Consider the following 26,019-nt stretch of genomic DNA (forward strand, 5'->3'; position numbering starts at 1 on the left):
AAACGAGATTATGAAAGAGCAATTCACCGGTAGTTTCACCCAACAAGAACCAATCCCCGAAGCCGGGATCGATGCGGCACTTGCCGTTCTGCGGCACGGGCGGCTTCACCGTTACAACACCGTTCCTGACGAGATGTGTGAAACCGCGTTGCTGGAACAGGAGTTCGCGGACGTTGTCGGCGCGCCATATTGTCTGGCCGTAGCTTCGGGTGGGTATGCAATGGCGACGGCCCTGCGTGCTGTTGGGGTTGAGGCCGGAGACAAAGTTCTCTCAAACGCATTTACCCTCGCGCCCGTGCCGGGTGCCATTGCCTCGGTCGGCGCAACTCCTGTGTTCGTCGGTGTTACTGAAAGCCTCACAATCGACCTTGATGATCTTGAGGCCAAACTGGATCAGGCCCGTGTCCTGCTGCTGAGCCATATGCGCGGTCATATCTGTGACATGGATCGTCTGATGGCCATGTGCGATGCCGCCGGTGTCACTGTGATTGAGGATTGCGCGCACACGATGGGGGCCGCGTGGAATGGTGTGCCTTCGGGTCGCCACGGAACGGTGGGCTGCTATTCCTGCCAGACTTATAAACATGTGAACTCGGGAGAGGGCGGATTCCTCGTTACCGATGATCCTTATGTTGCCGCCAAAGCGGTCATGCTGTCCGGCAGTTATATGCTTTATGAACGGCACAGCGCAGCGCCACCCAAAGAAGCGTTTGAAGACATCAAATACACGACCCCGAACATCTCGGGCCGGATGGACAACCTGCGCGCTGCGATCCTGCGCCCACAAGTGGCTGACCTGGCCACACAATGCGCGCGCTGGAACGACCGCTACTATGCGCTTGAAGCCGGTTTGCGCGACACACCCGGCCTGACGGTCATTGAGCGACCTAACCAAGAGACAATCGTTGGCTCCTCCATTCAGTTCTTGCTGCTCGACTGGGCTGCTGCTGCGGTGCAGGACGTGGTGGCCCGGTGCGGGGCACGTGGGGTCGAACTCAAGTGGTTTGGTGCCCCTGAGCCGGTCGCCTTCACCAGCAAGTATGACAGTTGGAAGTATGCGCCGTCAGCACCTATGGCGGCCAGCGATCGCGTGCTGGCCGGGATTGTCGATATGCGGGTGCCTCTGACCTTCAGCCTCGATGATTGCGCCCTGATCGCGCGGATCATCCGAGCGGAAGTCAGTGCGGTGTATCAGGCAGGTTCTTAAAAAGCTGACGTTCTTGATCTGATGGCTGACAAACCTCGAAACGCAGCGCTTACGAGCTAGGATCAAACGCTTACAGGCAACAAAGGTCCTAGCTTATGAAATCTCTCGCTGCCCTCGTCTTTCCCGGATTCGAAACGCTCGACTATTTTGGCCCCATCGAGATGCTGGGCGGATACGGAGAAGAGACCGAGATTGTCACCGTCGCCAAGCATGCAGACCCTGTGGCCAGCGTTCACGGTCAACGGATCGTCATCGACCAGACTCTTGCGGAAAAGAACGACTATGATCTGCTGTTGGTCCCGGGGGGAGACTCGGCCCTCGACGCAGCCAAAGATGAAGAAATGCTCGACTGGTTGCGCGCAGTTTCCAAAAATGCAGAACGGGTGATGACCGTGTGCACCGGCTCGATCCTTTTGGGAATGAGCGGGGTTCTTGATGGGCGCAAGGCGACCACGAACAAAATCGACTTTACCAGCACCGTACACCTCGCGCCCAGAGTTGATTGGGTGAAAGAGGCGCGATGGGTGCGCGATGATAAGTTTTATACGTCATCAGGCGTTTCGGCGGGCATGGATATGGCGTTGGCCGTTATGGCCGATCTTTTCGGGATGGAGATGGCTGATAGGCTGGCTCTCGGCAGCGAATATGAATGGCACAAAGACGCGAGCCGCGATCCTTTTGCAAAACTGGCCGGGTTGGTTTGAAGGCAGGCGTTTCGCTCAGTTTGCATCACAGTGCTGGACAGACGCAGGACTTAACCCTATTATTGAACAAGTGTTCATTTAGGCGGGAGGCTGCACATGTTCACCCATTCTATGACCTTTGATCTCGGCGAGGATGTAAATGCCTTGCGCGACATGGTGCACCGTTGGGCTCAAGACCGGGTCAAGCCGATGGCGGCTGAGATCGACCGAACCAACACCTTCCCACCCGAACTCTGGACCGAGATGGGCGAACTTGGCCTTCTCGGCATCACGGTGGACGAAGAATATGGTGGAGCAAACATGTCCTACCTCGCCCACACGGTTGCTGTTGAAGAAGTGGCACGGGCGAGTGCCTCGGTTTCATTAAGCTATGGGGCGCACTCCAACCTCTGTGTGAACCAGATCAAATTGAACGGCACACCTGAGCAAAAGGCCAAATACCTGCCAGGCTTGATTAGCGGGCAACATGTCGGCGCGCTTGCCATGTCCGAAGCGAGTGCTGGATCCGATGTCGTGTCGATGAAGCTGGCGGCTGAAAAGCGTAACGACCGCTACATCCTGAATGGCACCAAATACTGGATCACCAACGGGCCTGACGCTGACACGCTGGTGGTCTATGCAAAAACAGACCCGGACGCAGGCCCCAAAGGCATCACCGCCTTCCTCATCGAAAAGTCGATGACAGGATTCTCCACCTCGCCGCACTTCGACAAGCTAGGCATGCGCGGCTCGAACACCGCCGAACTGATCTTCGAAGATGTCGAGGTGCCCTTCGACAACGTATTGGGTGAAGAGGGGCGCGGGGTGGCCGTGCTGATGTCCGGCCTTGATTACGAGCGCGTGGTGCTCGCAGGCATCGGTCTTGGGATCATGGCCGCCTGCATGGACGAAGTCATGCCTTACATGGCCGAGCGCAAGCAATTCGGCCAGCCCATCGGGTCCTTCCAGCTGATGCAGGGAAAAATTGCGGATATGTATACAGCCATGAATTCGGCGCGGGCCTACGTCTATGAAGTGGCCAAGGCGTGCGACCGCGGGACAGTGACCCGACAGGACGCCGCAGCCTGTTGCCTTTACGCCTCTGAGGAAGCGATGAAACAGGCCCATCAGGCAGTGCAAGCCATGGGCGGTGCCGGGTTCCTGAACGACGCGCCGGTTGCGCGCATCTTCCGCGATGCCAAGCTGATGGAGATCGGGGCAGGGACCTCTGAAATCCGCCGCATGCTGGTGGGCCGCGAACTGGTCACGGCGATGGGGTGATGAAACGCACCGTGCTCATCACGACATCAGTGCTGGTGGTGCTGGCCGGGTTTGCCGGGTTCTGGCTGGGGCAGCGACAAGTCACTCTGGATGCGACCGGGATCATCAACGCAGTTGCCACACAGCACGTTGCGGAACACGGGGGCGATACCTCCGCGTGCCTTGGCTGGGCGGGCAAGGACACGTCGGTGTTTCAGGTCAAATGTGGCGAAATCACGTATCTGGTTGACCGTTTTGGCAACGTCACGAATGCCCCGGAAGACGAGCTGTGAAGGCAGGCGGCAGCATACACGACGCGGCACGCACACGCCGATGGACCCATATATCGGGTGCGCTTTTGCAATCAGGCGCACTGCCTCGTTCTCACACAGTGCCCACAAGTACTGAGCGCACAGTCGCAACATCAAAGGCCTCTCCATGAAACTTAACTCACAAGCTCTGCCTTCGTCGCAAACCTTTAAAGACAATCGGGCCATTCATCTCGAGGCTCTCGATGTCGTTCAAAGTGCTGCCCAAGCCGCTGCGGCAGGCGGCGGAGAAGCCTCTCGGGAGCGTCACCTTTCGCGCGGCAAGATGTTGCCACGTGACCGTGTCGCAAACCTGCTCGACCCCGGCTCGCCCTTTCTTGAGGTCGGAGCGACGGCCGCGCACGGGCTTTATGATGGCGCAGCACCTTGCGCAGGGGTCATCGCAGGCGTCGGTCAGGTGATGGGCCATGACGTCATGGTCATTTGTAACGATGCGACAGTAAAGGGCGGCACTTACTATCCGATGACCGTCAAGAAGCACCTGCGTGCACAGGAAATCGCTGAGCAGAACCACTTGCCCTGCATTTATCTTGTCGACAGCGGGGGTGCGAACCTTCCCAATCAGGACGAGGTGTTCCCTGATCGCGACCACTTTGGGCGCATTTTTTACAATCAGGCGCAGATGTCGGCCAAGGGTATCGCGCAGATCGCCGTCGTTATGGGGTCCTGCACGGCAGGCGGGGCCTATGTCCCGGCCATGTCAGACGTCACCATCATTGTGCGTGACCAAGGCACGATATTCCTGGCCGGTCCTCCACTTGTCAACGCGGCGACGGGCGAGGTCGTCAGCGCCGAAGATCTTGGCGGCGGCGATGTGCACACACGACTGTCGGGTGTTGCCGACTATCTGGCCGAGGATGACGCTCACGCGTTGGCGCTGGCACGCAGAAGTGTCGCAAACCTTAACCTTTGCAATGCAAACAACGTCACTTTGCAGAGCTCCGAAGAACCCGCCTATGACCCGGATGAAATCCTTGGGGTTGTCCCCGGTGATCTGCGTACACCCTATGATATTCACGAGGTGATCGCCCGGATCGTGGATGGATCGCGCTTTGATGCGTTCAAGGCACGATTTGGGGAAACACTCGTTTGTGGTTTTGCTCACATCAAGGGCTGCCCAGTCGGCATCATCGCCAACAACGGTGTGTTGTTTTCTGAGTCCGCACAGAAGGGAGCGCATTTCGTCGAGCTGTGCAGCCAGCGCCGTATCCCATTGGTTTTCCTGCAAAACATCACCGGCTTCATGGTCGGCCAAAAATACGAAAACGAAGGGATCGCGCGGCATGGGGCCAAGATGGTCACGGCCGTCGCCACGACTTCTGTCCCAAAGATCACAATGCTTGTGGGCGGGTCATTCGGCGCAGGCAACTACGGTATGGCAGGGCGGGCCAATTCCCCGCGTTTCCTTTGGTCTTGGCCCAACTCCCGCATTTCCGTTATGGGTGGCGCGCAGGCGGCAGGGGTGCTGGCGACCGTCAAGCGTGACGCGATTGAGCGCAAAGGTGGGGCTTGGTCGGTCGAGGAAGAAGCGGCCTTCAAACAACCAACCATCGACATGTTCGAGGAACAGTCTCATCCGCTTTATGCCTCTGCCCGACTGTGGGACGACGGCGTAATCGATCCCCGCAAAGCCCGCGATGTGCTGCACTTGTCCTTACGCGCCGCACTCAACGCCCCGATAGAGGAGACGCGCTTTGGCCTGTTCCGCATGTGATCAACTTTGCAAAGGAATCCGTACGGTTTTGCAAAGCTTAGGAGAGTGTTCATGTTTGAAAAAATCCTGATCGCCAATCGCGGGGAAATCGCCTGCCGCGTCATTGAGACTGCCCAATCCATGGGCGTGTCGTGCGTGGCCGTCTACTCGGATGCCGACGCATCGTCCAAACATGTCGCCATGGCAGACAAGGCTGTTCATATCGGCGGCAGCGCCCCGGCGGACAGCTACCTGCGTGGCGATGTAATTGTTCAGGCGGCGCTGGATACTGGCGCACAGGCGATCCATCCCGGCTACGGCTTTCTCTCCGAAAACCCCGATTTTGTTGAGGCTGTCGAGGCCGCCGGTCTTACCTTCATCGGTCCCAGCGCAGATGCCATCCGTGCCATGGGTCTCAAGGACGCGGCCAAGGCGTTGATGGTTGAGGCGGGTGTGCCAGTTGTTCCGGGCTACCATGGAAGCGATCAGGCAGACACGACCCTTAAGGCCGAAGCCGATCAAATGGGTTACCCGGTTTTGATCAAGGCCGTCGCTGGCGGTGGCGGTAAGGGCATGCGATTGGTCGAGAACCAAAATGACTTTGCGGACGCCCTCGCCAGTGCCCGTAGTGAGGCACAAACGGCCTTTGGCAATCCCGACGTGCTGGTTGAAAAATTTGTCACTCATCCACGCCATATCGAAGTGCAGATCTTTGGCGATGGGACCCGCGCCGTGCATCTGTTTGAGCGCGACTGCTCCCTTCAGCGTCGCCATCAAAAAGTGATCGAAGAAGCCCCTGCACCGGGCATGACCCCGGACATGCGCGCGGCCATGGGCGATGCGGCAGTCAAGGCCGCCGAGGCGATTGGGTACAAAGGTGCAGGCACAGTTGAATTCATCGTGGATGGTTCCGGCCCGCTGCGTCCGGATGGGTTTTTCTTCATGGAAATGAACACGCGCCTGCAGGTCGAACACCCGGTGACCGAGGCGATCACCGGCGTGGATTTGGTCGAATGGCAATTGCGGGTCGCTGCAGGCGCACCTTTGCCCATGACCCAAGATGAGCTGTCGATCACTGGCCACGCTTTTGAAGCGCGTCTTTATGCTGAGGATGTGCCGGCAGGCTTCCTGCCTGCGACTGGCACTCTCACGCACCTGCGCTTTCCGGAGCAGGCTCGCGCGGACAGTGGCGTGCGGGCAGGGCACGCGATTAGTCCCTTCTATGACCCGATGATTGCAAAGGTGATCACCTACGGTCCGACCCGTGACACTGCTTTGAGCCGACTGTCGCAAGCGCTCGCCGGAACAGAAGTGGCGGGAACAGTGACAAACCTCGCCTTTTTGGGCGCTCTGTCAGGTCATGACGGGTTCCAGCGCGGAGAGGTCGACACGGGTCTTATCGGGCGCGATCTGGAAACTTTGACATTGCCACCGTCCCCTGAACCGCGTCACGCTGTTGCGGCCGCAATGGCTTTAGTGGGTCTTGCAGATGGTGGTGCTGCGACCGGGTTCTCGCTTTGGGCTCCCTTGCGTCGCGCTGTGCCGCTGGCACTAGGGGAAGACAGGCTGGACATCCATGTCGAGGTTCTGGGACCGAATGCGCAGGCCTGGACAGTGGATGGAACCACCGTTCAAGCCGACTGGCACCAGGGCAATTGGATCATAGACGGATCGCCCGCGCCCCGATGCAGCATCTCTAACAACATCATCACCGTTTTTGATCACTACGGAATCGCATATCGCGCCATTGACCTGCTCGATGTCACGGCGGGTGCCATGGGCGACGGCAACCTGATTGAGGCCCCGATGCCGGGTCTTGTCAAAGCCGTGTTTGCCACCCCCGGCGCAAAGGTTGCAAAGGGCGACAGATTGGCCATGCTGGAGGCGATGAAGATGGAACATGCTCTTTTGGCTTTGCGCGACGGCACCGTGGCCGAAGTGTTGGTGTCGCAAGGCGATCAGGTCAGCGCAGGGGCTGCGCTTGTTCGGCTTGAGGATGCTGATACGTGATTACCCTGCATCATTGCCCCCAGACCCGCTCGATGCGCACGCTCTGGCTGCTGCATGAATTGGAGATTCCCTTTCGCCTCGTCGTGCACCCGTTTGACAAGTCTTTGCGTCGTCCCGAGTTCCTTTCGCTCAGCCCCGCAGGTCGGGTGCCCGCACTGGAAATCGATGGTGAGCGGATGTTTGAAACGGGGGCGATCACGGAATACCTTTGCGAACGTTTCAGCCCCGAGGCGATGGGTCGCGGTGCAAATAGTCTGGATCGTATGGCTTGGCTTGTCTGGGTGCATTTTGCCGAAACGGTCAGCCAGCATGCCGCCGCTCTGACCCAACAGCACGTGGTGCTTTATGAGGATGCCATGCGCAGCCCCATAGTGATGAAGCTTGAGGCCGCACGGCTCAGAAAATGCTATGATGCGATTGAGGCGCGGTTGTCCACGCCGTTGGAAAATCGCGACTATTTACTGACCTCGGGCTTTTCTGCCGCCGACGTGTCGGTCGGGCAGGCCGTCTATATGGCACGTCATTTCGCGGCCTTGGACCAGTATCCCGAAACAACAAAGTGGTACGCACGGATCACCGAGCGTCCCGCATTCAAGGCCAGTCTGCCCGAAAGTGGCGGTGGCCTTTACGACAAGGATTTCTATCCAGCTTGGGAGGGTTAGGTGGCGGAAGCAGTTGAAATTTACGAGGTGGGCCCGCGCGATGGCCTGCAAAACGAAGCTGGCGAGATTTCGGTGGCCGATAAGGTCGCGCTGATCGACCATTTGAGTAGTGCGGGTTTTCGCAGGATTGAGGCAGGCAGTTTTGTCAGCCCCAAGTGGGTGCCGCAAATGGCCGGTACAGCAGAGGTATTTGCTGGAATCGAGCGCGCGCCCGATGTCCGCTATTCGGCGCTGACACCCAACTTGAAAGGGTTTGATGCCGCCATTGAGGCCACGGTTGATGAGATCGCGGTGTTCGGCTCGGCCAGCGAAGGGTTCAGCAAGGCCAATATCAACGCCTCGATTGACGAATCCCTTGAACGGTTTGCCCCCGTCATCGAAGCCGCGCGGATGATCGATCTGCCGGTGCGCGGATATGTATCCTGTGTGGTGGACTGCCCACATGATGGTCCCGTTGATCCCGGTGCTGTGGCGCGCGTGGCAGATCGGCTTTTTGCCCTTGGATGTTACGAGATCAGTCTGGGGGACACGCTGGGCCACGGCACACCCGAGACAATCGCGCGGATGCTGCTCGCCGTGCGAGATGTGGTGCCCGTGGGCCGGCTTGCTGGGCACTATCACGACACAGGTGGGCGGGCGATGGACAACATCGATGCGTCGCTGAGCCTTGGGGTGCGCGTGTTTGACGCCGCCGTTGGCGGATTGGGTGGCTGTCCGTATGCGCCGGGTGCGGCCGGAAACGTCGCGACCGAAGCCGTGGCCGAGCATCTGGACCGGCTGGGCTATTACACCGGTCTTGATCTGGATGTGGTACGCGCCTGTGCTGCGCGCGCCCAAGCCATGCGCAGCTGACATGAGCCACGAGACCATTTCGATCGCGCTGGATCCGCGCGGCGTGGCGACAGTGACGCTTAATCGCCCGGAAAAGCACAACGCGCTGAGTGCGCAAATGTTGGCCGAGTTGACGCAAGCCGCCGCAGATCTCGGCGCAGATAAATCTGTGCGTGTGGTGGTTCTGACCGGGGCAGGCAAAAGCTTTTGCGCGGGTGGTGATTTGGAATGGATGCGTGCGCAAATGCAGGCGGACGCAGAGACACGGGCGCGCGAGGCGGCCAAGCTCGCGTATATGCTTCAGGCGCTCAACACACTGGCCAAGCCGCTGATCGGTGCAGTGCAGGGCAACGCCTTTGGTGGCGGGGTGGGAATGGCATCGGTGTGTGATGTGGCCATCGGTGTTGATCACCTCAAAATGGGGCTGACCGAAACTCGCCTGGGCATTATCCCAGCCACCATCGGCCCCTATGTACTGGCCCGGATGGGGGAGGGACGGGCGCGCCGCGTGTTTATGTCCGCCCGCCTGTTTGGCGCGGAAGAAGCGGTGTCTCTTGGGCTGTTGGCGCGTGCCGTTCCGCAAGCTGACCTCGCACAGGCGATCGAAGCCGAAGTTGCGCCTTACCTGTCGTGCGCGCCGGGGGCGGTCGCGGAGGCCAAGGCACTGGCGCGTCGATTGGGGCCACGGATTGATGCTGAAACGATTGAAATGACGGTCCAAGCGCTCAAATCCCGTTGGGAAACGGATGAGGCGGCCGAGGGAATCGGTGCCTTTTTCGACAAGCGACAGGCGACCTGGACGTACAAGTGAATCCAGAAAGACGGCGCGCGAGCGAGTTTTCTGGAGAATGGCGTAGCGGCGCGTAAGAACAATTGGTGCCGCCGTTCAATCTTGAGTTGAGAGTTGTTTTTGGCATTGGCGCAAACCCGCCAATGGGGTAGATTCGTTTTGTAAACTGAGGATTTTCAGATATTTCTGCCGATCAGCAGGAGTTGGTGAGTTTTTTGATGCGTACTCAGGTAAAAAACAAGAACGTCGATCAGACGGATCATTCAAATGATATCAGCAACATGGCTGAATTTGATGCGTTAGCGCAATCCATAACGGCCAAGCTGAATTGCGAGATGAGTCTGATCAGCATCGTGAATGCCGATGCTTTGGTCGCGCTTGGGTACTCCGGCGATGATCCAGCGGCGACAGGACGCTCTTTCCAATTACGCGACACGATCTGTTCAAAAACTGTGCAAGTCGGGCGACCTTTGCGCATTGCAGATGCCCAGATTGATCCAATGATTTGTGATATGCCGGCGGTCGTGGCGCATGGTATTGGGGCATACATTGGCGCGCCTTTGCGGCTGGACGGGTACGGTATCATCGGGGCCGTCTGTGCTGTGTCGAAGTCGGCGCGTTTGTGGCAGGACGGCGAGGTTGATTATCTGATCGCCGTCGGTGATCTGGTTGAAAGCAAGATCGAACGGCAACTGCTGCGCTATGAACAAAAGGCGCTGAGCGTCGCTCTCGCCGAGAGTGACGCCATCCTGACGATTCTGTCAGAGCTGGAAGGCAAACCGCTCACCGTGCACAATGAGGCAGGCGATCTGGTTTTCGCAAATTCTGCGCTGCGCACCGATCTGCGTCTGAACACCCATGAGGTGCTGAGCCTGTCAAAAGTGGCAAGCGATCTAGTACCTGAGGTGACGCAGAATGGCGGCGTCAATGTGGCACTGCCTGTGCCGGGACAAACAGCATTGAACGTGCATGTGTCGGCCATTCAAAATGGGTTGACCCTCGCCCAGTGGTCGCGCGCGGATTCTGAACTCGATTCCAACTAAGCTGCCCTCCTGCATCAAAATCACGCGGATTCAGGGGGTGATAGGTCATTTGCCTTTATTGACGCTTCGAAAGTGCGCGCGTAGATAGGGGCTCAACCACCGCGCCGAAAAGATCGGCACCGGGCGGCAGACCAAAGGAGCAAGACTGTGGACGGCATGTTGCGGGAATATCTTCCCATTCTGGTGTTTCTGGCCGTGGCCATTGGACTTGGCCTTGTTTTGATGCTGTCTGCTGTTGTGATCGCGGTGCGCAATCCCGATCCTGAAAAGGTTTCGGCTTATGAATGTGGATTTAACGCCTTTGATGACGCTCGGATGAAATTCGACGTTCGTTTTTATCTGGTATCGATCCTTTTCATCATCTTTGACCTCGAAATTGCCTTTCTGTTCCCATGGGCGGTGGCCTTCAAGGACGTCAGCATGGTCGGATTTTGGTCGATGATGGTTTTCCTTGGAGTTCTCACCATTGGCTTTGCCTATGAGTGGAAAAAAGGTGCGCTCGAGTGGCAATGAGCCCTACCTAGGCTTGTTAACGTCGCACGACCTATCCCTAGGGAACTAATGCCAAGCCAGTATCAGGCATCCTGAGCCTGTAATTCGTGTCGTTTTGCGTGCGAGCTTCAGTTTCTGTGCCGGTCGGTAGATTCGGTAATCCCATAGTCGGAAAAACGTTGAAGCATTGGTCCCCGGCAGGGGGCCGACATGTGTGATATATCGTTGATTGTTTTGGACCAAATGCGAAATCAGTTTGCGCGTTTGTTGCGAAAGGTAGCTTTGCTAAAAAGAGGATGCGACAAGCCGCCTTTCCATGTGCATGTCGCGTTGACCGCCTTGGGGTGCTAGGTTAGACGGGAACGGTATGACGATACGGGGTTTGCAACCCCGTTCGAGCGCAGGAGCCAGAGCACTTATGTCGATCGCCACTTCGCCGAACGCCGCGGGTATGGACCGCGACGTGGCCGCGCAAAATCTGAACGAAGCCTTGCAGGACAAGGGGTTCCTGCTGACCTCGACCGATGACCTGATCAACTGGGCGCGCACAGGCTCGCTGCACTGGATGACGTTCGGGCTGGCCTGCTGTGCGGTTGAGATGATGCACACCTCGATGCCGCGCTATGACCTTGAACGTTTCGGCACAGCGCCGCGCGCCTCGCCCCGCCAATCCGACCTGATGATCGTGGCCGGCACTCTGACCAACAAGATGGCCCCAGCTTTGCGCAAGGTTTACGACCAGATGCCAGAGCCGCGCTACGTGATCTCGATGGGGTCCTGCGCCAATGGCGGCGGGTATTACCACTACAGCTATTCCGTGGTTCGCGGTTGCGACCGGATTGTGCCCGTGGATGTGTACGTCCCGGGCTGTCCGCCCACTGCCGAGGCGCTGCTGTATGGCATCATGCAATTGCAGCGCAAGATGCGCCGAACCGGAACGATTGTCCGCTAACCTTTTGATACCGCGTGCATTGTCGCGCAGACCACCTCCGGCTAGGAGCCTATGATGACCGAAGCCCTGAACGAACTTGGCGCCTACCTTGAGGCCAAGCGCACCGATTGCGTGCTGGCCTGGGATGTCACCCATGACGAGTTGAACGTGGATGTGACGCCGTCGAACATCGTCGGCTTTGTGGAGTTTCTGAAGGCAGACTCGACCTGCAAGTTCTCAAGCCTCGTGGACATTACGGCGGTGGACTACCCCGGCCGGGCCAAACGGTTCGACGTCGTCTATCATTTCCTGAGCATGTACCAGAACCAGCGCATCCGTTTGCGCGTGTCGATCCGTGAGGATCAAATGGTGCCATCGGTGACAGACGTGCACCCGTCGGCCAACTGGTTCGAGCGCGAAGTGTTCGATATGTTTGGCATTCTGTTCTCAGGCCATCCGGACCTGCGCCGCATCCTCACCGACTACGGGTTCCGCGGTTATCCACTGCGCAAGGATTTCCCGACCACGGGCTATACCGAGGTGCGCTATGACGACATGGAAAAGCGTGTTGTGTACGAGCCCGTCAGCCTTGTGCAGGAATACCGCCAGTTTGATTTCATGAGCCCATGGGAAGGTGCCGAATACATCCTGCCCGGGGACGAGAAAGAGCAAGAGGGGGCGTGATGTGGAGATGATTGTTTGGCTTGTCATCGCCGCGCTGACCATCATCCCGATGTTCAAGCTGCTGCCTCATTTCGGCATCAACGCCTATTGGGCGTTTGTCTGCGTGATTCCAATCGGAACGATCGCGCTGCTTTGGTTTATGGCGCTCAAGTTGCAAGAACTGGAGAAGCGGTGATGGACGGGCAAATGGATACAAACAGCGATCTACATGCCGCCGCTCTCGCTTATTGCGACGCGGTGTATTTTGCGAAAGCGGATGTGTTTGAAGACCTGTGCCATGAAAAGTTTCAGATGACGCTGATCGAAGATGGGGCAGCGACGTTTTGGGACAAGGCGTCTTACCTCGAGCGTGTGCACGGCCGTGAACCTTTCCCGGCGCCTGCCACCTATGACCTGCTCGGTATGGACAGTGCGGGCGACGAAATTGCGCGGGTTCACCTGACTGTGGATGTGCCGCCCTTACGGTACGAAGATCACTTGGGGTTTGTCCGTGTGGACGGCTCTTGGAAACTGTTGACCAAGGTGTTCCGCGTAAGCGCGCGCCTGAGCGAGGAGTAAAGCCATGATGGACGGCTCCAAATTCGACGACGCCCTCACAGGCGAACAAAAAATCCGCAACTTCAACATCAATTTTGGTCCGCAACACCCTGCTGCACATGGTGTTTTGCGTCTTGTGCTTGAGTTGGACGGTGAAGTGGTCGAACGCTGCGATCCGCATATCGGCCTGCTGCACCGTGGCACTGAAAAGCTGATGGAAAGCCGGACGTACCTGCAAAACCTGCCGTATTTCGACCGCCTCGACTATGTCGCCCCGATGAATCAGGAGCACGCGTGGTGCCTGGCCATCGAAAAGTTGACCGGGGTTGAAGTGCCGCGCCGTGCTTCGCTGATCCGAGTGCTTTACTCAGAGATTGGGCGCATCCTGTCTCACCTGCTGAACGTCACCACGCAAGCCATGGATGTGGGCGCGCTCACTCCGCCGCTTTGGGGTTTTGAAGAGCGTGAAAAGCTGATGGTGTTTTACGAGCGTGCCTGTGGCGCGCGTCTGCACGCCGCATATTTCCGTCCCGGTGGGGTGCATCTGGACCTGCCCGATGATCTGATCGACGACATTGAACAGTGGTGTCACGAGTTCCCGGCGCTGCTCGACGATATCGACGGGCTGCTGACCGAAAACCGTATCTTCAAACAGCGCAACGCCGATATTGGCGTCGTGACAGAAGACGATATTCAACTCTACGGTTTCTCTGGCGTGATGGTGCGGGGCAGTGGCCTGGCATGGGATCTGCGCCGCAGCCAGCCCTATGAGTGCTACGACGAGTTTGAGTTCCAGATCCCCGTGGGCAAGAACGGCGACTGCTATGATCGCTATCTGGTGCGGATGGAAGAGATGCGCCAATCGGTGTCGATCATGAAGCAGTGCGTCGGCAAGCTGCGTGAAGCAACAGGCGACGTACTGGCCCGCGGCAAGATCACACCGCCGTCGCGTACAGACATGAAGACGTCGATGGAATCGCTGATCCATCACTTCAAGCTTTATACCGAAGGCTTCCACGTACCGGCGGGTGAAGTCTACTGCGCAGTCGAAGCGCCCAAGGGCGAGTTCGGCGTGTATTTGGTGGCTGATGGGTCCAACAAACCTTACCGCGCCAAGCTTCGCGCACCTGGCTATCTGCATTTGCAGGCAATGGATTATGTCTCCAAAGGGCACCAACTTGCCGACGTGGCCGCAATCATCGGCACCATGGACGTGGTGTTTGGAGAGATTGACAGATGATGGCTTGGATCGGCATCGGCTTTTGCTTGCCGTTCGTGCTGGCCTATTTGCTGGCCGGGTGGACCGGCGCGAGGACCCAGTCTTCGATTCTGGGCGCGCTAGCTGGGATGCTTGGCTATTGCGTGTTTATGACCATTTATGTCGGTGCACTGTTTGTTCGGATGCGGGCGCAGTTGTTCGCGTTTATCGAAAACGAAGTGCCTCTGCTGATCTCTCGGTTCTTGGGGCTTGTTGAGCAAATCGTGCAGTTTAAGGATTCGTTGTGATGTTCGGTGGAGCCTTGTCATGACACGATTGGCCATGGCCCTGATGTTTTTCTGCGTTTGCTCCGCTGCGCAGGCCGATGCCCAAAAGGACGCGTTGATCCAAGTGATGCAGGCCAACGGCTGCATGATGACGACAGCGCAAGCCAATGTTCAAGTGCCACAACTTGGTATCGACCAGCCTACGGCGATCCGGTTGTCCCGCGAAATGATGGCGGAGGGTATTGCTGCCTTCGCCGCTGATGAAGAAACGCTTTTGCTCTTGCCCCCTGCGTGCAAGTCATAGTGCGACAAGGATAGAAGACATGCTCCGCCGCCTGCACCTAGACCAACCTGACAGTTTCGCCTTTACCCCTGCCAACCAGGCTTGGGCCGAAGCGCAAATCACGAAGTACCCAGAGGGGCGCCAAGCCTCGGCAATTATCCCTCTTTTGTGGCGCGCTCAGGAACAGGAGGGGTGGTTGACCCGTCCCGCGATCGAAACCGTCGCAGACATGCTCGACATGGCCTATATCCGCGCGCTCGAGGTTGCGTCTTTTTACTTTATGTTCCAGTTGCAACCGGTTGGTTCTGTTGCGCATATTCAAGTTTGCGGTACAACGTCCTGCATGATTTGTGGGGCCGAAGACCTGGTGGCCGTTTGCAAGAAAAAGATCGCCAAGAAACCGCATCAACTGTCCGAGGATGGCAAGTTTAGCTGGGAAGAGGTCGAATGCCTCGGTTCGTGCGCGAACGCCCCTATGGCCCAGATTGGCAAGGACTATTACGAAGACCTGACCGCCGCCCGCATGGGTGAGCTGATCGACGAACTTGCGGCAGGCAAAGTGCCCACGCCGGGTCCGCAGAACGGCCGCTATGCAGCGGAACCTCTTAGTGGGCTGACAACCCTCAAGGATTTTGACAGCGGGCACACGAAATACAACGCCTCTGTTCAGTTGGCCACAGATATTGGCGATACGATCAAGCGGATTGACGGGACCGAAGTGCCCCTGATCGCGCCGTGGCAAGGCAAGGCAGCCAATGCGGCGGCCAAGCCGAAGGCAGCGGCCAAACCGGCCAAGAAAGCGGCTCCCAAACCCAAAGCGGCCACAAAGTCCAAAGCGAAGCCAGCGGCCAAAGCAGAACCTGTTGAAACGAGCACTGGCGCCAAACCAGCCACTTTGGACAGTGCGCGTGACGGGAAGGGCGATAATCTCAAGATGATCAAAGGAGTCGGGCCCAAGTTAGAAACACTTTTGAACAGCATGGGCTTTTACCACTTTGACCAGATCGCCGCATGGACAGGTGCCGAAGTGGCGTGGGCTGATCAGAATCTTGTTGGGTTCAAGGGCCGCGTCAGCCGGGATGACTGGGTTGGTCAATCGAAGGCACTGGCCACAGGCGCCGAAACAGAATTTTCTCGACGTGCGAAAAAAGATGACATCTATAATGGTGAGTAACGTTTGGGTTTCAGGGGACTGCGCATCATGACCAATGAAAATGGATCTATAAGCTGCACTTTGGGCTGTTGGTTGGTGGCCCTGTTTGGCGGCGTCCTGGCGGCAATCTTGCTGTTGCTTTTGGGGACATGGACGTTCGTACCAGCCGTCTTTGCTGGTCTGGTCATCGCGGGCATTGCCGGAGTGTTGCTGAGCCGGATCATGTGCAAGCCTCTGCCGGCTGTGAATGCCGCGAGCGAGGCCGCGCCATCTGATGCCGAGGCGAAAGCCGCAGCAGCAGAAGCCGAAGCAAAAGCGAAATCCGAAGCAGTTACGACGCCCCCACCGGTTGCCGCCCAAACCGAGGCAGCCGTTAAATCCAAGGCCAAAACGGGCCCCGCCGCCAAGCCAGCCGTCAAACCCGCCGCCAAGCCCGCGGCAAAACCAAAAGCCGCAAAAGCGGCCAAGGCTGTAACCAACCCGACGCCTTCAAGCGGCGGCAGCAAACCCGAAACCCTGAGTGCCGCGCGTGATGGTGTCCCCGACAATCTCAAGCAGATCAAGGGCGTGGGTCCCAAGCTCGAAGGCGTCTTGCATTCCATGGGCTTTTACCACTTTGACCAGATTGCCGCGTGGGGTGCAGACGAGATCGCATGGGCGGATCAGAACCTTGTTGGCTTCAAGGGCCGTGTGAGCCGTGATGACTGGGTGTCGCAGGCCAAGACATTGGCCGAGGGTGGCACAACCGAGTTTTCCAAGAAGGTCAAGAAGGGCGGCGTTTACTAGGCCGTGTCTGACCGACTTGATCCGAAACTGGCTCGACAGGGTCGTATAGCGGCCCTCGTCATCGCGGGGGCCGCTTTGCTGTCCATATTTGCGCCCGTTATTGTGTCCGCTCTCGGGCTTCCTGCGCGGTTCGAGATACTTTTGCTGCTTTTTGCGCTGGCTGCGTTCATTTGGGCACTGGTGGTGGCCCTCAGGATTTGGCAAAACAGCCGGGACACATAAGCGACCGTGCGCGTCCGCCCCATGGGTGGCTTGAAAAATGGTCGATCAAGGAGAATTGGCATGCTTGCTGACAAGGATCGTATCTTTACCAACCTGTATGGGATGCATGACCGCACGCTGAAAGGCGCGCAGGCCCGTGGCCATTGGGATGGCACCGACAAGCTGATCAAAAAGGGTCGCGACTGGGTCGTTCAAGAGATGAAGGATTCCGGTTTGCGTGGCCGTGGCGGCGCAGGTTTTCCTACGGGCCTCAAATGGTCATTCATGCCCAAGGAAAGCGATGGTCGTCCCGCATATCTCGTTGTGAACGCGGACGAATCCGAACCAGGTACCTGCAAAGACCGCGAGATCATGCGCCATGATCCGCACACCCTGATCGAAGGCTGTTTGATCGCGTCCTTCGCGATGAATGCCAACGCCTGTTACATCTATATTCGCGGTGAATACATCCGCGAAAAAGAAGCCCTGCAAGCCGCCATCGATGAAGCATATGAGGCGGGTCTGGTGGGCAAGAACGCGGCCAAATCGGGTTGGGATTTCGACATTTACCTGCACCATGGTGCAGGGGCCTATATCTGCGGTGAGGAAACCGCATTGCTGGAATCGCTCGAAGGCAAAAAGGGAATGCCGCGCATGAAGCCGCCGTTCCCAGCCGGTGCTGGCCTTTACGGCTGCCCGACCACTGTGAACAACGTGGAGTCCATCGCTGTCGTACCCACGATCCTACGTCGGGGCGCGTCTTGGTTTTCGGGCTTCGGCCGTCCCAACAATGCGGGTACCAAATTGTTCGCCATCTCGGGCCATGTGAACAATCCTTGCGTGGTCGAAGAGGCGATGAGCATCCCGTTTGAGGAACTGATCGAAAAGCACTGCGGCGGCATTCGCGGCGGCTGGGATAACCTCAAGGCCGTTATTCCCGGCGGGTCGTCCGTGCCCAACGTGCGCGGCGAAGACATGCGCGATGCGATCATGGATTTCGATGCGCTCAAGGAAAAAGGGTCCTCCCTTGGTACAGCGGCGGTCATCGTGATGGACCAGAGCACTGACATCATCAAGGCGATCTGGCGTTTGTCCAAGTTCTACAAGCACGAGTCTTGCGGACAATGTACGCCTTGCCGCGAAGGCACTGGATGGATGATGCGCGTGATGGACCGTCTGGTGAAGGGCGAGGCGGAGGTCGAAGAGATCGACATGCTGCTCGATGTGACCAAACAGGTCGAGGGGCATACGATTTGCGCCCTAGGTGACGCTGCGGCGTGGCCTATTCAGGGGCTGATCAAGAACTTCCGCGACGAGATCGAAGACCGGATTGCAAGCAAGCGGATCGCGGCGGAGTGAGATGCTTTGCATTGTAGGGAGTAGGTGTCCGTCTTGTGAGCATCTCCCTTACTTTGATCCTGTCGGATATAGGGCATTCTGCCATTCTATCTTGGGTGCCTTAAACTCTTACGGAAAACGGCTGTTGATTGGAGCGTGCTTGGTGATCGTTGCAGTCGCTTTGGAATTGATCGATGCCCCTCGCTGAATTCAACATTGGCACTCTCAAATACGACTGGGACGATCCGCGTGTGGCGGACTTCCAGAACAATCTCGAACCCGTCTATGACATCGCGCGCCGCAGCCCCGGCTATATCTGGCATATGGAAAACGAGGATATGGAGGCCGCCCAACGCGATGCAGGCGGCCCGTTTGGAGGCAATCCGCGCACGGCATCTACGCTTTCGGTCTGGAAAAACGTCGCCAGCTTTCGCCACTTTGTCTTTCAGACGGTGCACAAGCAGTTCTATGACCGCAAAGCGGAATGGTACGATCTGGACAGCCAAGGCACCCGCCTCGTGATGTGGCGGGTGCCGGACGGGCATATCCCTACCGTCACAGAGGCGATGGAGCGCTTTCATCATCTTGAAAACCATGGCAATACGGATCACGCCTTTGGTTGGAACCATGTGAATGCAGCGATGTGCGGAGAAGATGATGACCAAAACCAAAACGCTGAACCGGACTAACCTGAGCCCTGTCTTTCTGATGGGCCTGATGCTGATCGCAACTGTTTTGCTGACTGCATGCGGTAACGAACGGCGCGCGGACCGCATCGCCTTTGATGGCCAGTACTTTCGCACTGATGCCAAAAAACTGGACAAGCGACGCCTCGACTTTGAGGTAACGGTGCGCCCGGTTTCTGCCTCTTTGAATGGCGCGTTGGAGGCTGGTCTGCATGAGGGTATCCGCTACTGCATTGGCAATTTTGGCAGCTCCGATATTCGTTGGGCGAATGGTCCGGAATCTGAGAATGGTCAGGTGCCAATTTCCAACGACCGCCTCGTGTTGCAGGGTACCTGCACAGGTCTGTGACTTCATGCCCCGAATTGGCGACAATTTGCGTGCTAACGGGTTGTGAAACCCTGTGATATTGCATAGCAACGAGGTGCTTTCCCATCTTGCGTCAGCACGACGCGATCAGAGGAGAGAAACGATGCGCGCAATGACCATGGCCCTAATTTTTTGCCTGTCCGCCGGAGCGATTTCGGCCAAGCCTCATTTGAGGGAAGTGTCCAAGGTGGATGATACCCTTTTGGCTGTCGGTATTGCTGACGAAATTCGCAAGAACTGCCCGGATATTTCAGCCCGTATGATCAAAGCCGTTGGCCTGATCCGAGGAGTTGCTGCACACGCACGCGGTCTGGGCTATACGTCCGAAGAAATTGACCTGTACCGCAAATCCGACACCGAAAAGGCGCGGTTGAAAGCCAAGCGTGACGCCTATCTGGCGGCGGGTGGTGCACAGGCCGGGAATAACCAGAGTTATTGCCAGCTTGGGCGTCAAGAGATCGAAAAAGGCAGCCTGATTGGCGCCGTGTTGAGGATGAACTGACCTATGAGCACAATGCGCAAACTCGTGATTGACGGCCAAGAGGTCGAGGTCGAAGGGGCGTTGACCCTGATCCAGGCCTGCGAAGAGGTCGGGATCGAGATCCCGCGGTTCTGTTATCACGAACGTTTGTCCATCGCGGGCAACTGCCGGATGTGTCTGGTTGAGGTTGTTGGAGGCCCGCCCAAACCTGCGGCGTCGTGTGCGATGCAAGTCAAAGACATGCGTCCGGGCCGTAATGGCGAGCCGCCAGAAATCAAGACGAACTCCCCCATGGTAAAAAAGGCGCGCGAAGGGGTGATGGAATTCTTGCTGATCAACCATCCGCTCGATTGCCCGATCTGCGATCAAGGCGGCGAGTGCGATTTGCAGGATCAGGCGATGGCCTACGGCGTGGATTTTTCCCGCTTCCGCGAGCCCAAGCGGGCGACAGACGATCTGGATTTGGGTCCGTTGGTCGAAACCCACATGACCCGCTGTATTTCCTGCACGCGCTGTGTGCGTTTTACCACCGAGGTGGCGGGCATTGCGCAGATGGGCCAGACCGGCCGTGGAGAAGATGCAGAGATCACGTCCTATTTGGGCGAGACTTTGGATAGCAATCTACAGGGCAACATTATTGATCTGTGCCCGGTCGGAGCTTTGGTATCGAAGCCTTATGCCTTTACTGCGCGGCCTTGGGAATTGACCAAGACCGAAAGTGTGGATGTGATGGATGCCCTTGGTTCGTCCATCCGAGTGGACACGAAGGGGCGCGAAGTGATGCGGTTCCTGCCGCTGAACCACGACGGCACGAACGAGGAATGGATTTCGGACAAGACGCGCTTTGTCTGGGACGGCTTGCGCCGCCAGCGTCTGGACAAGCCCTATATCCGCGAAAACGGCAAGCTGCGTCCGGCTACGTGGCCAGAGGCGTTGGGTAAGTCGGCTGAAGCTATTAAGGGCGCGTCAAATCTGGCGGGCCTCGTGGGCGATCTGGCCCCGGTCGAGGCCGCATATGCGCTAAAAGAGTTGGTTGAGGGGCAGGGCGGTATTGTCGAATGCCGCACCGATGGGGCGAAACTGCCCACGGGCAACCGCGCGGCCTATGTGGGGACCGCGGCGATCGAAGACATCGACGGTGCCGAGGCGATCATGCTGATCGGTGCCAACCCCCGTGTGGAAGCCCCCGTTCTGAACGCGCGCATCCGCAAGGCTTGGGCGCGTGGAGCCAATGTGGGCGTCATTGGCGAAATGCCGGATCTCACCTACGAGGCGAACCATATTGGGACTGACGCCACCATCATGACCGATCTGCTCAAGCGTGATCATTCGGACGTGGCTGAAAAGCCATCCGTGATTATCGTTGGCATGGGCGCGTTGACCCGCGGTGACGGGGCGGCGATTCTGGCGGCGGCCCAAGCATTGGCAGAATCGACCAAGTCGGGCCTGATGGTGTCGCACACAGCAGCAGGGCGCGTAGGTGCGATGGATGTTGGCGCAACAAACCCGGACGCCATGGCGGCGATCGGAAATGCCGATGTCATCTACAATCTCGGCGCCGATGAAGTTGAAATCGCTGATGGGGCGTTTGTGATCTATCAAGGCAGCCACGGTGATCGCGGCGCACACCGTGCGGATGTGATTCTGCCAGGTGCTGCCTACACAGAAGAGCCGGGCTTGTTTGTAAACATGGAAGGTCGTCCACAGTTGGCTGCCCGTGCGAGCTTTGCTCCGGGTGAGGCCAAGGAAAACTGGGCCATCCTGCGCGCACTGTCGGGTGAGATGGGGGCAACATTGCCCTACGACAGCATCACCGCTTTGCGGAGTGCAATCGTCAAGGCACACCCACACTTGGGTGATATCGATGTCGTGGCTGAAAACACAGGTGCCGCGTTGGAACAGGGCAAGATGGAGAGCGGGGCACTGACGTCGCCGATCACCGACTTTTACCTAACCAATCCTATCGCGCGCGCCAGCCAGTTGATGGCCGAACTTAGCGCCAACGCCAAGGCGCGCAAGACCGAGGCGCTGGCCGCTGAATGAAGGCCGCATGGCTCATATCACTCGCGCCCTTTGCGGGCTGCGACACGGTGCCAGTGGCAAGCCAGTTCATCCCGGATTATCGCGGAGTGGAAACAATGCTGCTGGCCGATGACCTTGTGCAGTTCAACGTGTCTATGACCAATGCGTTGAGCGCTGAGGACGTGACCAACTATGCCGAATGCGCGGCCGCGGGCTATACCCTCATCCGAGGGTGGGGATTTGCGCGCCATTTGCGTACAAATGTTGACGAAGAGGCTGGCGTGTGGACGGCGGATGCTGTTTACACCATCTCGCCTGCCTTGCCGCGTGGGATCAGTACCATCGACGCCGAAGTCGTGTCTGCTGCCTGCGCGGAAAAAGGGATACCGACGGTGTGAGGACAGATGCCTGAATTTTTCACAAGCAGCCCATTGGGCATCGGACTTTTGATCGTAGGGCAGGTGCTCTTGGTGGTTGTGCCACTGCTCGTCGCGCTTGCCTTTCTGATGTATGCGGACCGCAAAATCTGGGCTGCTGTCCAGATGCGCCGGGGCCCCAACGTGGTTGGCGTCTTTGGCTTGCTGCAAAGTTTTGCGGACTTTGGCAAATATATCGTGAAAGAAGTCGTTGTGCCCGCAGGCGCCGACAAGGGCGTATTTTTTATGGCGCCCATGGTGTCATTGGTCATGGCGCTGATCGCTTGGGCGGTTATCCCGTTCAATGACGGCTGGGTCTTGAGTGATATCAACGTCGCGATCCTGTACGTTTTCGCCGTCTCATCACTCGAAGTTTATGGCGTGATTATGGGTGGTTGGGCGTCAAACTCAAAGTACCCGTTCCTTGGTTCCTTGCGCTCTGCTGCGCAGATGATTTCCTACGAAGTGTCCATCGGTCTGATCATCATCGGTGTGATCTTGTCGACCGGGTCGATGAACTTTGGATCAATCGTACAGGCGCAAGACGGCGATTGGGGCATCTTCAACTGGTATTGGTTACCGCATTTGCCGATGCTGTTTCTGTTCCTGATTTCGGCTCTGGCCGAAACCAATCGCCCACCGTTCGATCTGCCAGAGGCCGAATCCGAACTGGTTGCTGGTTATCAGGTCGAATACTCGTCGACGCCCTTCCTGCTGTTCATGATCGGCGAACTGGTTGCCGTGGTACTGATGTGCGCGCTCGTATCGCTCTTGTTCTTTGGTGGCTGGTTGTCGCCCGTTCCGTTCTTGCCTGACGGCATTTTCTGGATGGTTGCGAAGATGCTGTTCGTCTTCTTCATCTTCTCAATGGTGAAGGCGATCACGCCCCGCTACCGCTATGACCAGCTGATGCGTCTGGGCTGGAAAGTGTTCCTTCCATTCTCGCTGTTCTGGGTGGTGTTTGTTGCCTTCGCAGCCAAGTTTGACTGGTTCTGGGGCTTTTACGCCCGTTGGACCGTGGGGGGCTGAGTTATGACCACACTTTCAGTTGCAGTCAGCGATGCCTCTCATCATGACCTTGCGGATATGACGACGTTCATAGTGGCCGAATGCGAGATGTGCACTCAGGACACTGATGGAAATATGATTGATATCAACGTCGATGAGGTGATTGTGGCGCTCAAGGCCTGGGCACAAATGCACCGTAGAGACAGCCACAAAGGAGGTTTGCGATGACACAGATCGACTATGGCCGTGCGGCCAAGTACTTCCTGCTTCAGGACTTCTTTCAGGGCTTCAAACTAGGGCTGAAGTACTTTTCCCGTCCAAAGGCCACGCTGAACTATCCGCATGAAAAGGGGCCGCTGAGCCCTCGTTTTCGTGGGGAACACGCATTGCGCCGTTACCCAAATGGTGAAGAGCGCTGCATCGCTTGTAAACTGTGCGAAGCGGTGTGTCCTGCGCAGGCCATCACCATCGACGCCGAACCCCGCGAAGACGGCTCGCGTCGCACAACGCGCTATGACATCGACATGACCAAGTGCATCTACTGTGGCTTCTGCCAAGAGGCGTGCCCGGTTGATGCAATTGTCGAAGGCCCCAACTTTGAGTTCTCCACCGAGACCCGTGAAGAGCTGTACTACGACAAGGACAAGCTCCTTGAGAATGGCGACCGCTGGGAAGCCGAGATTGCACGCAATCTCGAGATTGATGCGCCGTACCGATGAGTGATGAGACAAACCCTTTTGCCGCCATGATGGCGCAGATGCAGGAAATGGCGAAAGCTTTTCCGCAAATGGGGGCGTTTGACCCTTCGAAAGGCTTTGATCCCAAGGCGATGGAAGCAATGTGGCCCACCATGCCCAAAGAGGTGATGGAAACGTGGTTCGGCAATGCGCTGAATGAAAATGGACTGGATGCCAAGACCCGCCTGCTGATCACCCTTGCCGGGCTGACCATGCAGGGTGCGCAGGCAGACAGTGCCATACGCCAGACAGTGCGCCATGCGCGCGAGGCCGGGGCCACCGACCAACAGATTTCCGAGACATTGGGCATGATGGCGGTCTTCGCCGGGGTGCCTGCGATGACCCGCGCCATGGAATTGGCGCAAGAGGTCATGACCGACAGCGAGGACAAGACATGAGCGTGTTCGCCTTTTACCTCTTTTCGATCTGCGTGATCTCGGGGGGGCTGTTCACCGTGATCAGCCGCAACCCGGTGCATTCGGTCCTGTGGTTGATCCTTGCTTTCCTGTCTTCGGCAGGGTTGTTCGTGATGCTCGGGGCTGAATTCGTCGCGATGTTGCTGATTATCGTCTACGTCGGCGCGGTCGCGGTGCTGTTCCTGTTCGTGGTCATGATGCTCGACATCGATTTTGCCGAGCTGAAGGCCGAGATGGCCAAATACATGCCGCTGGCCCTGCTGATCGCCGTGGTGATCCTCATGCAATTTGTGATGGCCTTTGGTGCTTGGGAAAGTAATGCCGCCGCCGAAGGGCTGCGTGCGCAGGTCACTCCAGTAGACCGCCACAACACCGAGGCGTTGGGCCTGATCTTGTATGACCAGTATTTCCTGCTGTTCCAACTGTCCGGTCTGATCCTGTTGGTCGCGATGATTGGTGCGATTGTTCTGACTCTGCGCCACCGCGAGGACGTAAAGCGGCAGGATGTCGTTGCGCAGATGATGCGCGATCCCAAGCTGGCGATGGAGCTGAAGGACGTCAAACCGGGGCAGGGGCTGTAAGCGGATGGGTATCAACTTTATGCAAATTAAGCCCATGATTTGTGCTTGTTTCGCGATCGCGATCAGCGGCGCTGCTCTCGCACAAAACGCGGGTGAGACGGCCATTGAAGGCATCGATGACCGCTTTGCGATTGCCAGTGAGCATTACGGCGAGGGCAAAGTTCAGATTCAGTCTCGTACCAAGATTGATGACAAAGACGCTTATTCCGTCCACGAGGTGGACTGCGTCGAAGGCAAAATGCGCGCGTTTTTCGAGAACACGGACGAAGCGAGTCCTTTACCGACATCTGACAACATTCCCGGTGATGTGCCTTTTGAGCGTACGCCCGGCCTTGGCCCCTTGGCGCGCCATGCTTGCGAGCAACATGGTTTTAACTTGGTGGAGTGGTGACGCATGTGTCTGGTCACGCAAAATCGCAGGTTTGCTGCTGAATGAAGAGGCTTCTGCATATCGTCTGTGTCTGTATGGCATTTGGTACGGTTGACGCGGCGGCGTTGACGTTGGCCGATTGCGAACGGACCACTCACATCTCTCATGGCGGAGAGGCGGATCACCGCGATCTTGGCGACGCCCGCGTGATGTGGCGCGATTGGTGGAGCCAGGAAGGTAGTGCAACGTCCTTCTCCGTCGTGGATTGCGGACCGGGTGCAGTACTGACCTTTTTGAGCCAAGAAGAAAACATGGGCGCGCGCCTGCCCTTTGATCGCACCGACAAAGCCTTGGCCATTATTGCCCGTCACGAAGACGGCGCACGGGCCTTTGCGACATTTGACCGGATAGCTGCCGACCTCAACGGGATCGCGCGCGATATCACGATAACCATCCTTGATGCAGAGCCTTGCGCCTGCGCCGCCCTCTATCCAGAGGCGCGGGGGGACAAGACAGAATTCAAGCTGGCGGGTTGAT

General features: G+C 57.6%; 34 protein-coding genes. All 34 read left to right on the plus strand.

Annotation, left to right across the window (positions count from 1 at the left end; genetic code table 11):
* Window positions 1-10 precede the first annotated feature (10 nt).
* The 34 genes from DHN60_RS12055 (at window position 11) to DHN60_RS12215 (ending at window position 26,018) form a co-directional block, all read left to right on the plus strand.
* Window positions 11-1,207: a DegT/DnrJ/EryC1/StrS aminotransferase family protein gene (locus DHN60_RS12055; protein WP_108837800.1), complete on the plus strand. Its 1,197-nt coding sequence runs from the start codon at window positions 11-13 to the stop codon at window positions 1,205-1,207.
* A 95-nt stretch (window positions 1,208-1,302) separates the two neighbouring features.
* Window positions 1,303-1,911 carry a DJ-1/PfpI family protein gene (locus DHN60_RS12060; RefSeq protein ID WP_108837576.1) on the plus strand — a complete coding sequence of 203 codons (609 nt, stop codon included), beginning with the start codon at window positions 1,303-1,305 and terminating at the stop codon, window positions 1,909-1,911.
* A 96-nt stretch (window positions 1,912-2,007) separates the two neighbouring features.
* Window positions 2,008-3,171: an isovaleryl-CoA dehydrogenase gene (locus DHN60_RS12065; RefSeq protein WP_108837577.1), complete on the plus strand. Its 1,164-nt coding sequence runs from the start codon at window positions 2,008-2,010 to the stop codon at window positions 3,169-3,171.
* Entirely contained in the window at window positions 3,171-3,443 is a 273-nt protein-coding gene (locus tag DHN60_RS12070) for a hypothetical protein (protein WP_108837578.1), read from the plus strand. The genes DHN60_RS12065 and DHN60_RS12070 overlap by 1 nt, the downstream gene beginning before the upstream one ends.
* Before the next feature lie 145 nt (window positions 3,444-3,588).
* A complete protein-coding gene (locus tag DHN60_RS12075) occupies window positions 3,589-5,193 on the plus strand; it encodes a carboxyl transferase domain-containing protein (protein WP_108837579.1) in 1,605 nt (534 codons plus the stop codon).
* Between the two features lie 51 nt (window positions 5,194-5,244).
* A complete protein-coding gene (locus DHN60_RS12080) occupies window positions 5,245-7,182 on the plus strand; it encodes an acetyl/propionyl/methylcrotonyl-CoA carboxylase subunit alpha (RefSeq protein ID WP_108837580.1) in 1,938 nt (645 codons plus the stop codon).
* Window positions 7,179-7,844, plus strand: a complete 666-nt coding sequence (locus DHN60_RS12085) for a glutathione S-transferase family protein (protein WP_108837581.1) — start codon at window positions 7,179-7,181, stop codon at window positions 7,842-7,844. Before DHN60_RS12080 ends, DHN60_RS12085 begins: the two co-directional genes overlap by 4 nt.
* Complete coding sequence (locus DHN60_RS12090; RefSeq protein WP_108837582.1) at window positions 7,845-8,696, plus strand: hydroxymethylglutaryl-CoA lyase; 852 nt, start codon at window positions 7,845-7,847, stop codon at window positions 8,694-8,696.
* Window position 8,697: 1 nt separating this feature from the next.
* The gene (locus tag DHN60_RS12095; RefSeq protein WP_108837583.1) at window positions 8,698-9,486 is read left to right on the plus strand and encodes a crotonase/enoyl-CoA hydratase family protein; all 789 of its coding nucleotides are present in this window, start codon (window positions 8,698-8,700) and stop codon (window positions 9,484-9,486) included.
* 197 nt (window positions 9,487-9,683) lie between these two features.
* Window positions 9,684-10,508 (plus strand): GAF domain-containing protein, encoded by an 825-nt coding sequence (locus tag DHN60_RS12100; protein WP_108837584.1) that lies wholly within the window; start codon window positions 9,684-9,686, stop codon window positions 10,506-10,508.
* A 147-nt stretch (window positions 10,509-10,655) separates the two neighbouring features.
* Entirely contained in the window at window positions 10,656-11,021 is a 366-nt protein-coding gene (locus tag DHN60_RS12105; protein ID WP_108837585.1) for an NADH-quinone oxidoreductase subunit A, read from the plus strand.
* Between the two features lie 397 nt (window positions 11,022-11,418).
* Window positions 11,419-11,952, plus strand: coding sequence for an NADH-quinone oxidoreductase subunit B family protein (locus tag DHN60_RS12110; protein WP_108837586.1), 534 nt, complete (start codon window positions 11,419-11,421; stop codon window positions 11,950-11,952).
* Between the two features lie 54 nt (window positions 11,953-12,006).
* A complete protein-coding gene (locus tag DHN60_RS12115) occupies window positions 12,007-12,615 on the plus strand; it encodes an NADH-quinone oxidoreductase subunit C (RefSeq protein WP_108837801.1) in 609 nt (202 codons plus the stop codon).
* A gap of 1 nt (window position 12,616) precedes the next feature.
* Window positions 12,617-12,790: a hypothetical protein gene (locus DHN60_RS22510; RefSeq protein ID WP_199913670.1), complete on the plus strand. Its 174-nt coding sequence runs from the start codon at window positions 12,617-12,619 to the stop codon at window positions 12,788-12,790.
* A gap of 11 nt (window positions 12,791-12,801) precedes the next feature.
* Entirely contained in the window at window positions 12,802-13,173 is a 372-nt protein-coding gene (locus DHN60_RS12120; RefSeq protein ID WP_159089201.1) for a nuclear transport factor 2 family protein, read from the plus strand.
* A gap of 7 nt (window positions 13,174-13,180) precedes the next feature.
* Window positions 13,181-14,392: an NADH-quinone oxidoreductase subunit D gene (locus tag DHN60_RS12125; protein WP_199913674.1), complete on the plus strand. Its 1,212-nt coding sequence runs from the start codon at window positions 13,181-13,183 to the stop codon at window positions 14,390-14,392.
* A complete protein-coding gene (locus DHN60_RS12130; protein WP_108837589.1) occupies window positions 14,389-14,658 on the plus strand; it encodes a hypothetical protein in 270 nt (89 codons plus the stop codon). Before DHN60_RS12125 ends, DHN60_RS12130 begins: the two co-directional genes overlap by 4 nt.
* Before the next feature lie 19 nt (window positions 14,659-14,677).
* The gene (locus tag DHN60_RS12135) at window positions 14,678-14,941 is read left to right on the plus strand and encodes a hypothetical protein (RefSeq protein WP_108837590.1); all 264 of its coding nucleotides are present in this window, start codon (window positions 14,678-14,680) and stop codon (window positions 14,939-14,941) included.
* Between the two features lie 19 nt (window positions 14,942-14,960).
* The gene (locus DHN60_RS12140) at window positions 14,961-16,094 is read left to right on the plus strand and encodes an NADH-quinone oxidoreductase subunit E (protein ID WP_108837591.1); all 1,134 of its coding nucleotides are present in this window, start codon (window positions 14,961-14,963) and stop codon (window positions 16,092-16,094) included.
* Between the two features lie 27 nt (window positions 16,095-16,121).
* Window positions 16,122-16,859, plus strand: a complete 738-nt coding sequence (locus DHN60_RS22660; protein ID WP_234423625.1) for a hypothetical protein — start codon at window positions 16,122-16,124, stop codon at window positions 16,857-16,859.
* A 3-nt stretch (window positions 16,860-16,862) separates the two neighbouring features.
* Window positions 16,863-17,081: a DUF5337 family protein gene (locus tag DHN60_RS12150; protein WP_108837592.1), complete on the plus strand. Its 219-nt coding sequence runs from the start codon at window positions 16,863-16,865 to the stop codon at window positions 17,079-17,081.
* A gap of 60 nt (window positions 17,082-17,141) precedes the next feature.
* A complete protein-coding gene (gene nuoF / locus DHN60_RS12155) occupies window positions 17,142-18,419 on the plus strand; it encodes an NADH-quinone oxidoreductase subunit NuoF (RefSeq protein ID WP_108837593.1) in 1,278 nt (425 codons plus the stop codon).
* Window positions 18,420-18,592: 173 nt separating this feature from the next.
* Window positions 18,593-19,087: a DUF3291 domain-containing protein gene (locus DHN60_RS12160; RefSeq protein ID WP_108837594.1), complete on the plus strand. Its 495-nt coding sequence runs from the start codon at window positions 18,593-18,595 to the stop codon at window positions 19,085-19,087.
* On the plus strand, window positions 19,053-19,433 hold the full coding sequence (locus DHN60_RS12165) for a hypothetical protein (RefSeq protein ID WP_108837595.1): 381 nt from the start codon (window positions 19,053-19,055) through the stop codon (window positions 19,431-19,433). The genes DHN60_RS12160 and DHN60_RS12165 overlap by 35 nt, the downstream gene beginning before the upstream one ends.
* Before the next feature lie 121 nt (window positions 19,434-19,554).
* Window positions 19,555-19,953, plus strand: coding sequence for a DUF5333 domain-containing protein (locus tag DHN60_RS12170; RefSeq protein WP_108837596.1), 399 nt, complete (start codon window positions 19,555-19,557; stop codon window positions 19,951-19,953).
* Between the two features lie 3 nt (window positions 19,954-19,956).
* Window positions 19,957-21,975, plus strand: coding sequence for an NADH-quinone oxidoreductase subunit NuoG (gene nuoG / locus DHN60_RS12175; protein ID WP_108837597.1), 2,019 nt, complete (start codon window positions 19,957-19,959; stop codon window positions 21,973-21,975).
* On the plus strand, window positions 21,972-22,352 hold the full coding sequence (locus DHN60_RS12180; protein WP_108837598.1) for a hypothetical protein: 381 nt from the start codon (window positions 21,972-21,974) through the stop codon (window positions 22,350-22,352). Before nuoG ends, DHN60_RS12180 begins: the two co-directional genes overlap by 4 nt.
* Window positions 22,353-22,358: 6 nt before the next feature.
* On the plus strand, window positions 22,359-23,399 hold the full coding sequence (gene nuoH / locus DHN60_RS12185) for an NADH-quinone oxidoreductase subunit NuoH (RefSeq protein ID WP_108837599.1): 1,041 nt from the start codon (window positions 22,359-22,361) through the stop codon (window positions 23,397-23,399).
* A 3-nt stretch (window positions 23,400-23,402) separates the two neighbouring features.
* A complete protein-coding gene (locus DHN60_RS12190) occupies window positions 23,403-23,606 on the plus strand; it encodes a hypothetical protein (RefSeq protein ID WP_108837600.1) in 204 nt (67 codons plus the stop codon).
* On the plus strand, window positions 23,603-24,097 hold the full coding sequence (gene nuoI, locus DHN60_RS12195; protein WP_108837601.1) for an NADH-quinone oxidoreductase subunit NuoI: 495 nt from the start codon (window positions 23,603-23,605) through the stop codon (window positions 24,095-24,097). Before DHN60_RS12190 ends, nuoI begins: the two co-directional genes overlap by 4 nt.
* Window positions 24,094-24,513 (plus strand): carboxymuconolactone decarboxylase family protein, encoded by a 420-nt coding sequence (locus tag DHN60_RS12200; RefSeq protein WP_108837602.1) that lies wholly within the window; start codon window positions 24,094-24,096, stop codon window positions 24,511-24,513. Before nuoI ends, DHN60_RS12200 begins: the two co-directional genes overlap by 4 nt.
* Entirely contained in the window at window positions 24,510-25,112 is a 603-nt protein-coding gene (locus DHN60_RS12205) for an NADH-quinone oxidoreductase subunit J (protein WP_108837603.1), read from the plus strand. Before DHN60_RS12200 ends, DHN60_RS12205 begins: the two co-directional genes overlap by 4 nt.
* A gap of 19 nt (window positions 25,113-25,131) precedes the next feature.
* Window positions 25,132-25,503 carry a hypothetical protein gene (locus DHN60_RS12210; protein ID WP_159089202.1) on the plus strand — a complete coding sequence of 124 codons (372 nt, stop codon included), beginning with the start codon at window positions 25,132-25,134 and terminating at the stop codon, window positions 25,501-25,503.
* Window positions 25,504-25,544: 41 nt separating this feature from the next.
* A complete protein-coding gene (locus DHN60_RS12215; protein ID WP_234423626.1) occupies window positions 25,545-26,018 on the plus strand; it encodes a hypothetical protein in 474 nt (157 codons plus the stop codon).
* Window position 26,019 lies beyond the last annotated feature (1 nt).

The sequence above is a fragment of the Tateyamaria sp. Alg231-49 genome (assembly GCF_900143535.1).
In the GTDB taxonomy this organism is placed as follows: Bacteria; Pseudomonadota; Alphaproteobacteria; order Rhodobacterales; family Rhodobacteraceae; genus Tateyamaria.

Excerpts from the sequence above, each read along its gene's own strand:
- DHN60_RS12160 (WP_108837594.1), top strand. The coding sequence starts at position 18,593 with ATGCCCCTCGCTGAATTCAACATTGGCACTCTCAAATACGACTGGGAC.
- DHN60_RS12110 (WP_108837586.1), top strand. The coding sequence starts at position 11,419 with ATGTCGATCGCCACTTCGCCGAACGCCGCGGGTATGGACCGCGACGTG.
- DHN60_RS22660 (WP_234423625.1), top strand. The coding sequence starts at position 16,122 with ATGACCAATGAAAATGGATCTATAAGCTGCACTTTGGGCTGTTGGTTG.
- nuoI (WP_108837601.1), top strand. The coding sequence starts at position 23,603 with ATGACACAGATCGACTATGGCCGTGCGGCCAAGTACTTCCTGCTTCAG.
- nuoH (WP_108837599.1), top strand. The coding sequence starts at position 22,359 with ATGCCTGAATTTTTCACAAGCAGCCCATTGGGCATCGGACTTTTGATC.
- DHN60_RS12060 (WP_108837576.1), top strand. The coding sequence starts at position 1,303 with ATGAAATCTCTCGCTGCCCTCGTCTTTCCCGGATTCGAAACGCTCGAC.
- DHN60_RS12215 (WP_234423626.1), top strand. The coding sequence starts at position 25,545 with ATGAAGAGGCTTCTGCATATCGTCTGTGTCTGTATGGCATTTGGTACG.
- DHN60_RS12200 (WP_108837602.1), top strand. The coding sequence starts at position 24,094 with ATGAGTGATGAGACAAACCCTTTTGCCGCCATGATGGCGCAGATGCAG.
- DHN60_RS12210 (WP_159089202.1), top strand. The coding sequence starts at position 25,132 with ATGCAAATTAAGCCCATGATTTGTGCTTGTTTCGCGATCGCGATCAGC.
- DHN60_RS12130 (WP_108837589.1), top strand. The coding sequence starts at position 14,389 with ATGATGGCTTGGATCGGCATCGGCTTTTGCTTGCCGTTCGTGCTGGCC.
- DHN60_RS12070 (WP_108837578.1), top strand. The coding sequence starts at position 3,171 with ATGAAACGCACCGTGCTCATCACGACATCAGTGCTGGTGGTGCTGGCC.
- DHN60_RS12165 (WP_108837595.1), top strand. The coding sequence starts at position 19,053 with ATGATGACCAAAACCAAAACGCTGAACCGGACTAACCTGAGCCCTGTC.
- DHN60_RS12190 (WP_108837600.1), top strand. The coding sequence starts at position 23,403 with ATGACCACACTTTCAGTTGCAGTCAGCGATGCCTCTCATCATGACCTT.
- DHN60_RS12065 (WP_108837577.1), top strand. The coding sequence starts at position 2,008 with ATGTTCACCCATTCTATGACCTTTGATCTCGGCGAGGATGTAAATGCC.
- DHN60_RS12055 (WP_108837800.1), top strand. The coding sequence starts at position 11 with ATGAAAGAGCAATTCACCGGTAGTTTCACCCAACAAGAACCAATCCCC.
- nuoG (WP_108837597.1), top strand. The coding sequence starts at position 19,957 with ATGAGCACAATGCGCAAACTCGTGATTGACGGCCAAGAGGTCGAGGTC.
- DHN60_RS12180 (WP_108837598.1), top strand. The coding sequence starts at position 21,972 with ATGAAGGCCGCATGGCTCATATCACTCGCGCCCTTTGCGGGCTGCGAC.
- DHN60_RS12075 (WP_108837579.1), top strand. The coding sequence starts at position 3,589 with ATGAAACTTAACTCACAAGCTCTGCCTTCGTCGCAAACCTTTAAAGAC.
- DHN60_RS12135 (WP_108837590.1), top strand. The coding sequence starts at position 14,678 with ATGACACGATTGGCCATGGCCCTGATGTTTTTCTGCGTTTGCTCCGCT.
- DHN60_RS12125 (WP_199913674.1), top strand. The coding sequence starts at position 13,181 with ATGGACGGCTCCAAATTCGACGACGCCCTCACAGGCGAACAAAAAATC.
- DHN60_RS12080 (WP_108837580.1), top strand. The coding sequence starts at position 5,245 with ATGTTTGAAAAAATCCTGATCGCCAATCGCGGGGAAATCGCCTGCCGC.
- DHN60_RS12100 (WP_108837584.1), top strand. The coding sequence starts at position 9,684 with ATGCGTACTCAGGTAAAAAACAAGAACGTCGATCAGACGGATCATTCA.
- DHN60_RS12205 (WP_108837603.1), top strand. The coding sequence starts at position 24,510 with ATGAGCGTGTTCGCCTTTTACCTCTTTTCGATCTGCGTGATCTCGGGG.
- DHN60_RS12120 (WP_159089201.1), top strand. The coding sequence starts at position 12,802 with ATGGATACAAACAGCGATCTACATGCCGCCGCTCTCGCTTATTGCGAC.
- DHN60_RS12115 (WP_108837801.1), top strand. The coding sequence starts at position 12,007 with ATGACCGAAGCCCTGAACGAACTTGGCGCCTACCTTGAGGCCAAGCGC.
- nuoF (WP_108837593.1), top strand. The coding sequence starts at position 17,142 with ATGCTTGCTGACAAGGATCGTATCTTTACCAACCTGTATGGGATGCAT.
- DHN60_RS12095 (WP_108837583.1), top strand. The coding sequence starts at position 8,698 with ATGAGCCACGAGACCATTTCGATCGCGCTGGATCCGCGCGGCGTGGCG.
- DHN60_RS12170 (WP_108837596.1), top strand. The coding sequence starts at position 19,555 with ATGCGCGCAATGACCATGGCCCTAATTTTTTGCCTGTCCGCCGGAGCG.
- DHN60_RS12140 (WP_108837591.1), top strand. The coding sequence starts at position 14,961 with ATGCTCCGCCGCCTGCACCTAGACCAACCTGACAGTTTCGCCTTTACC.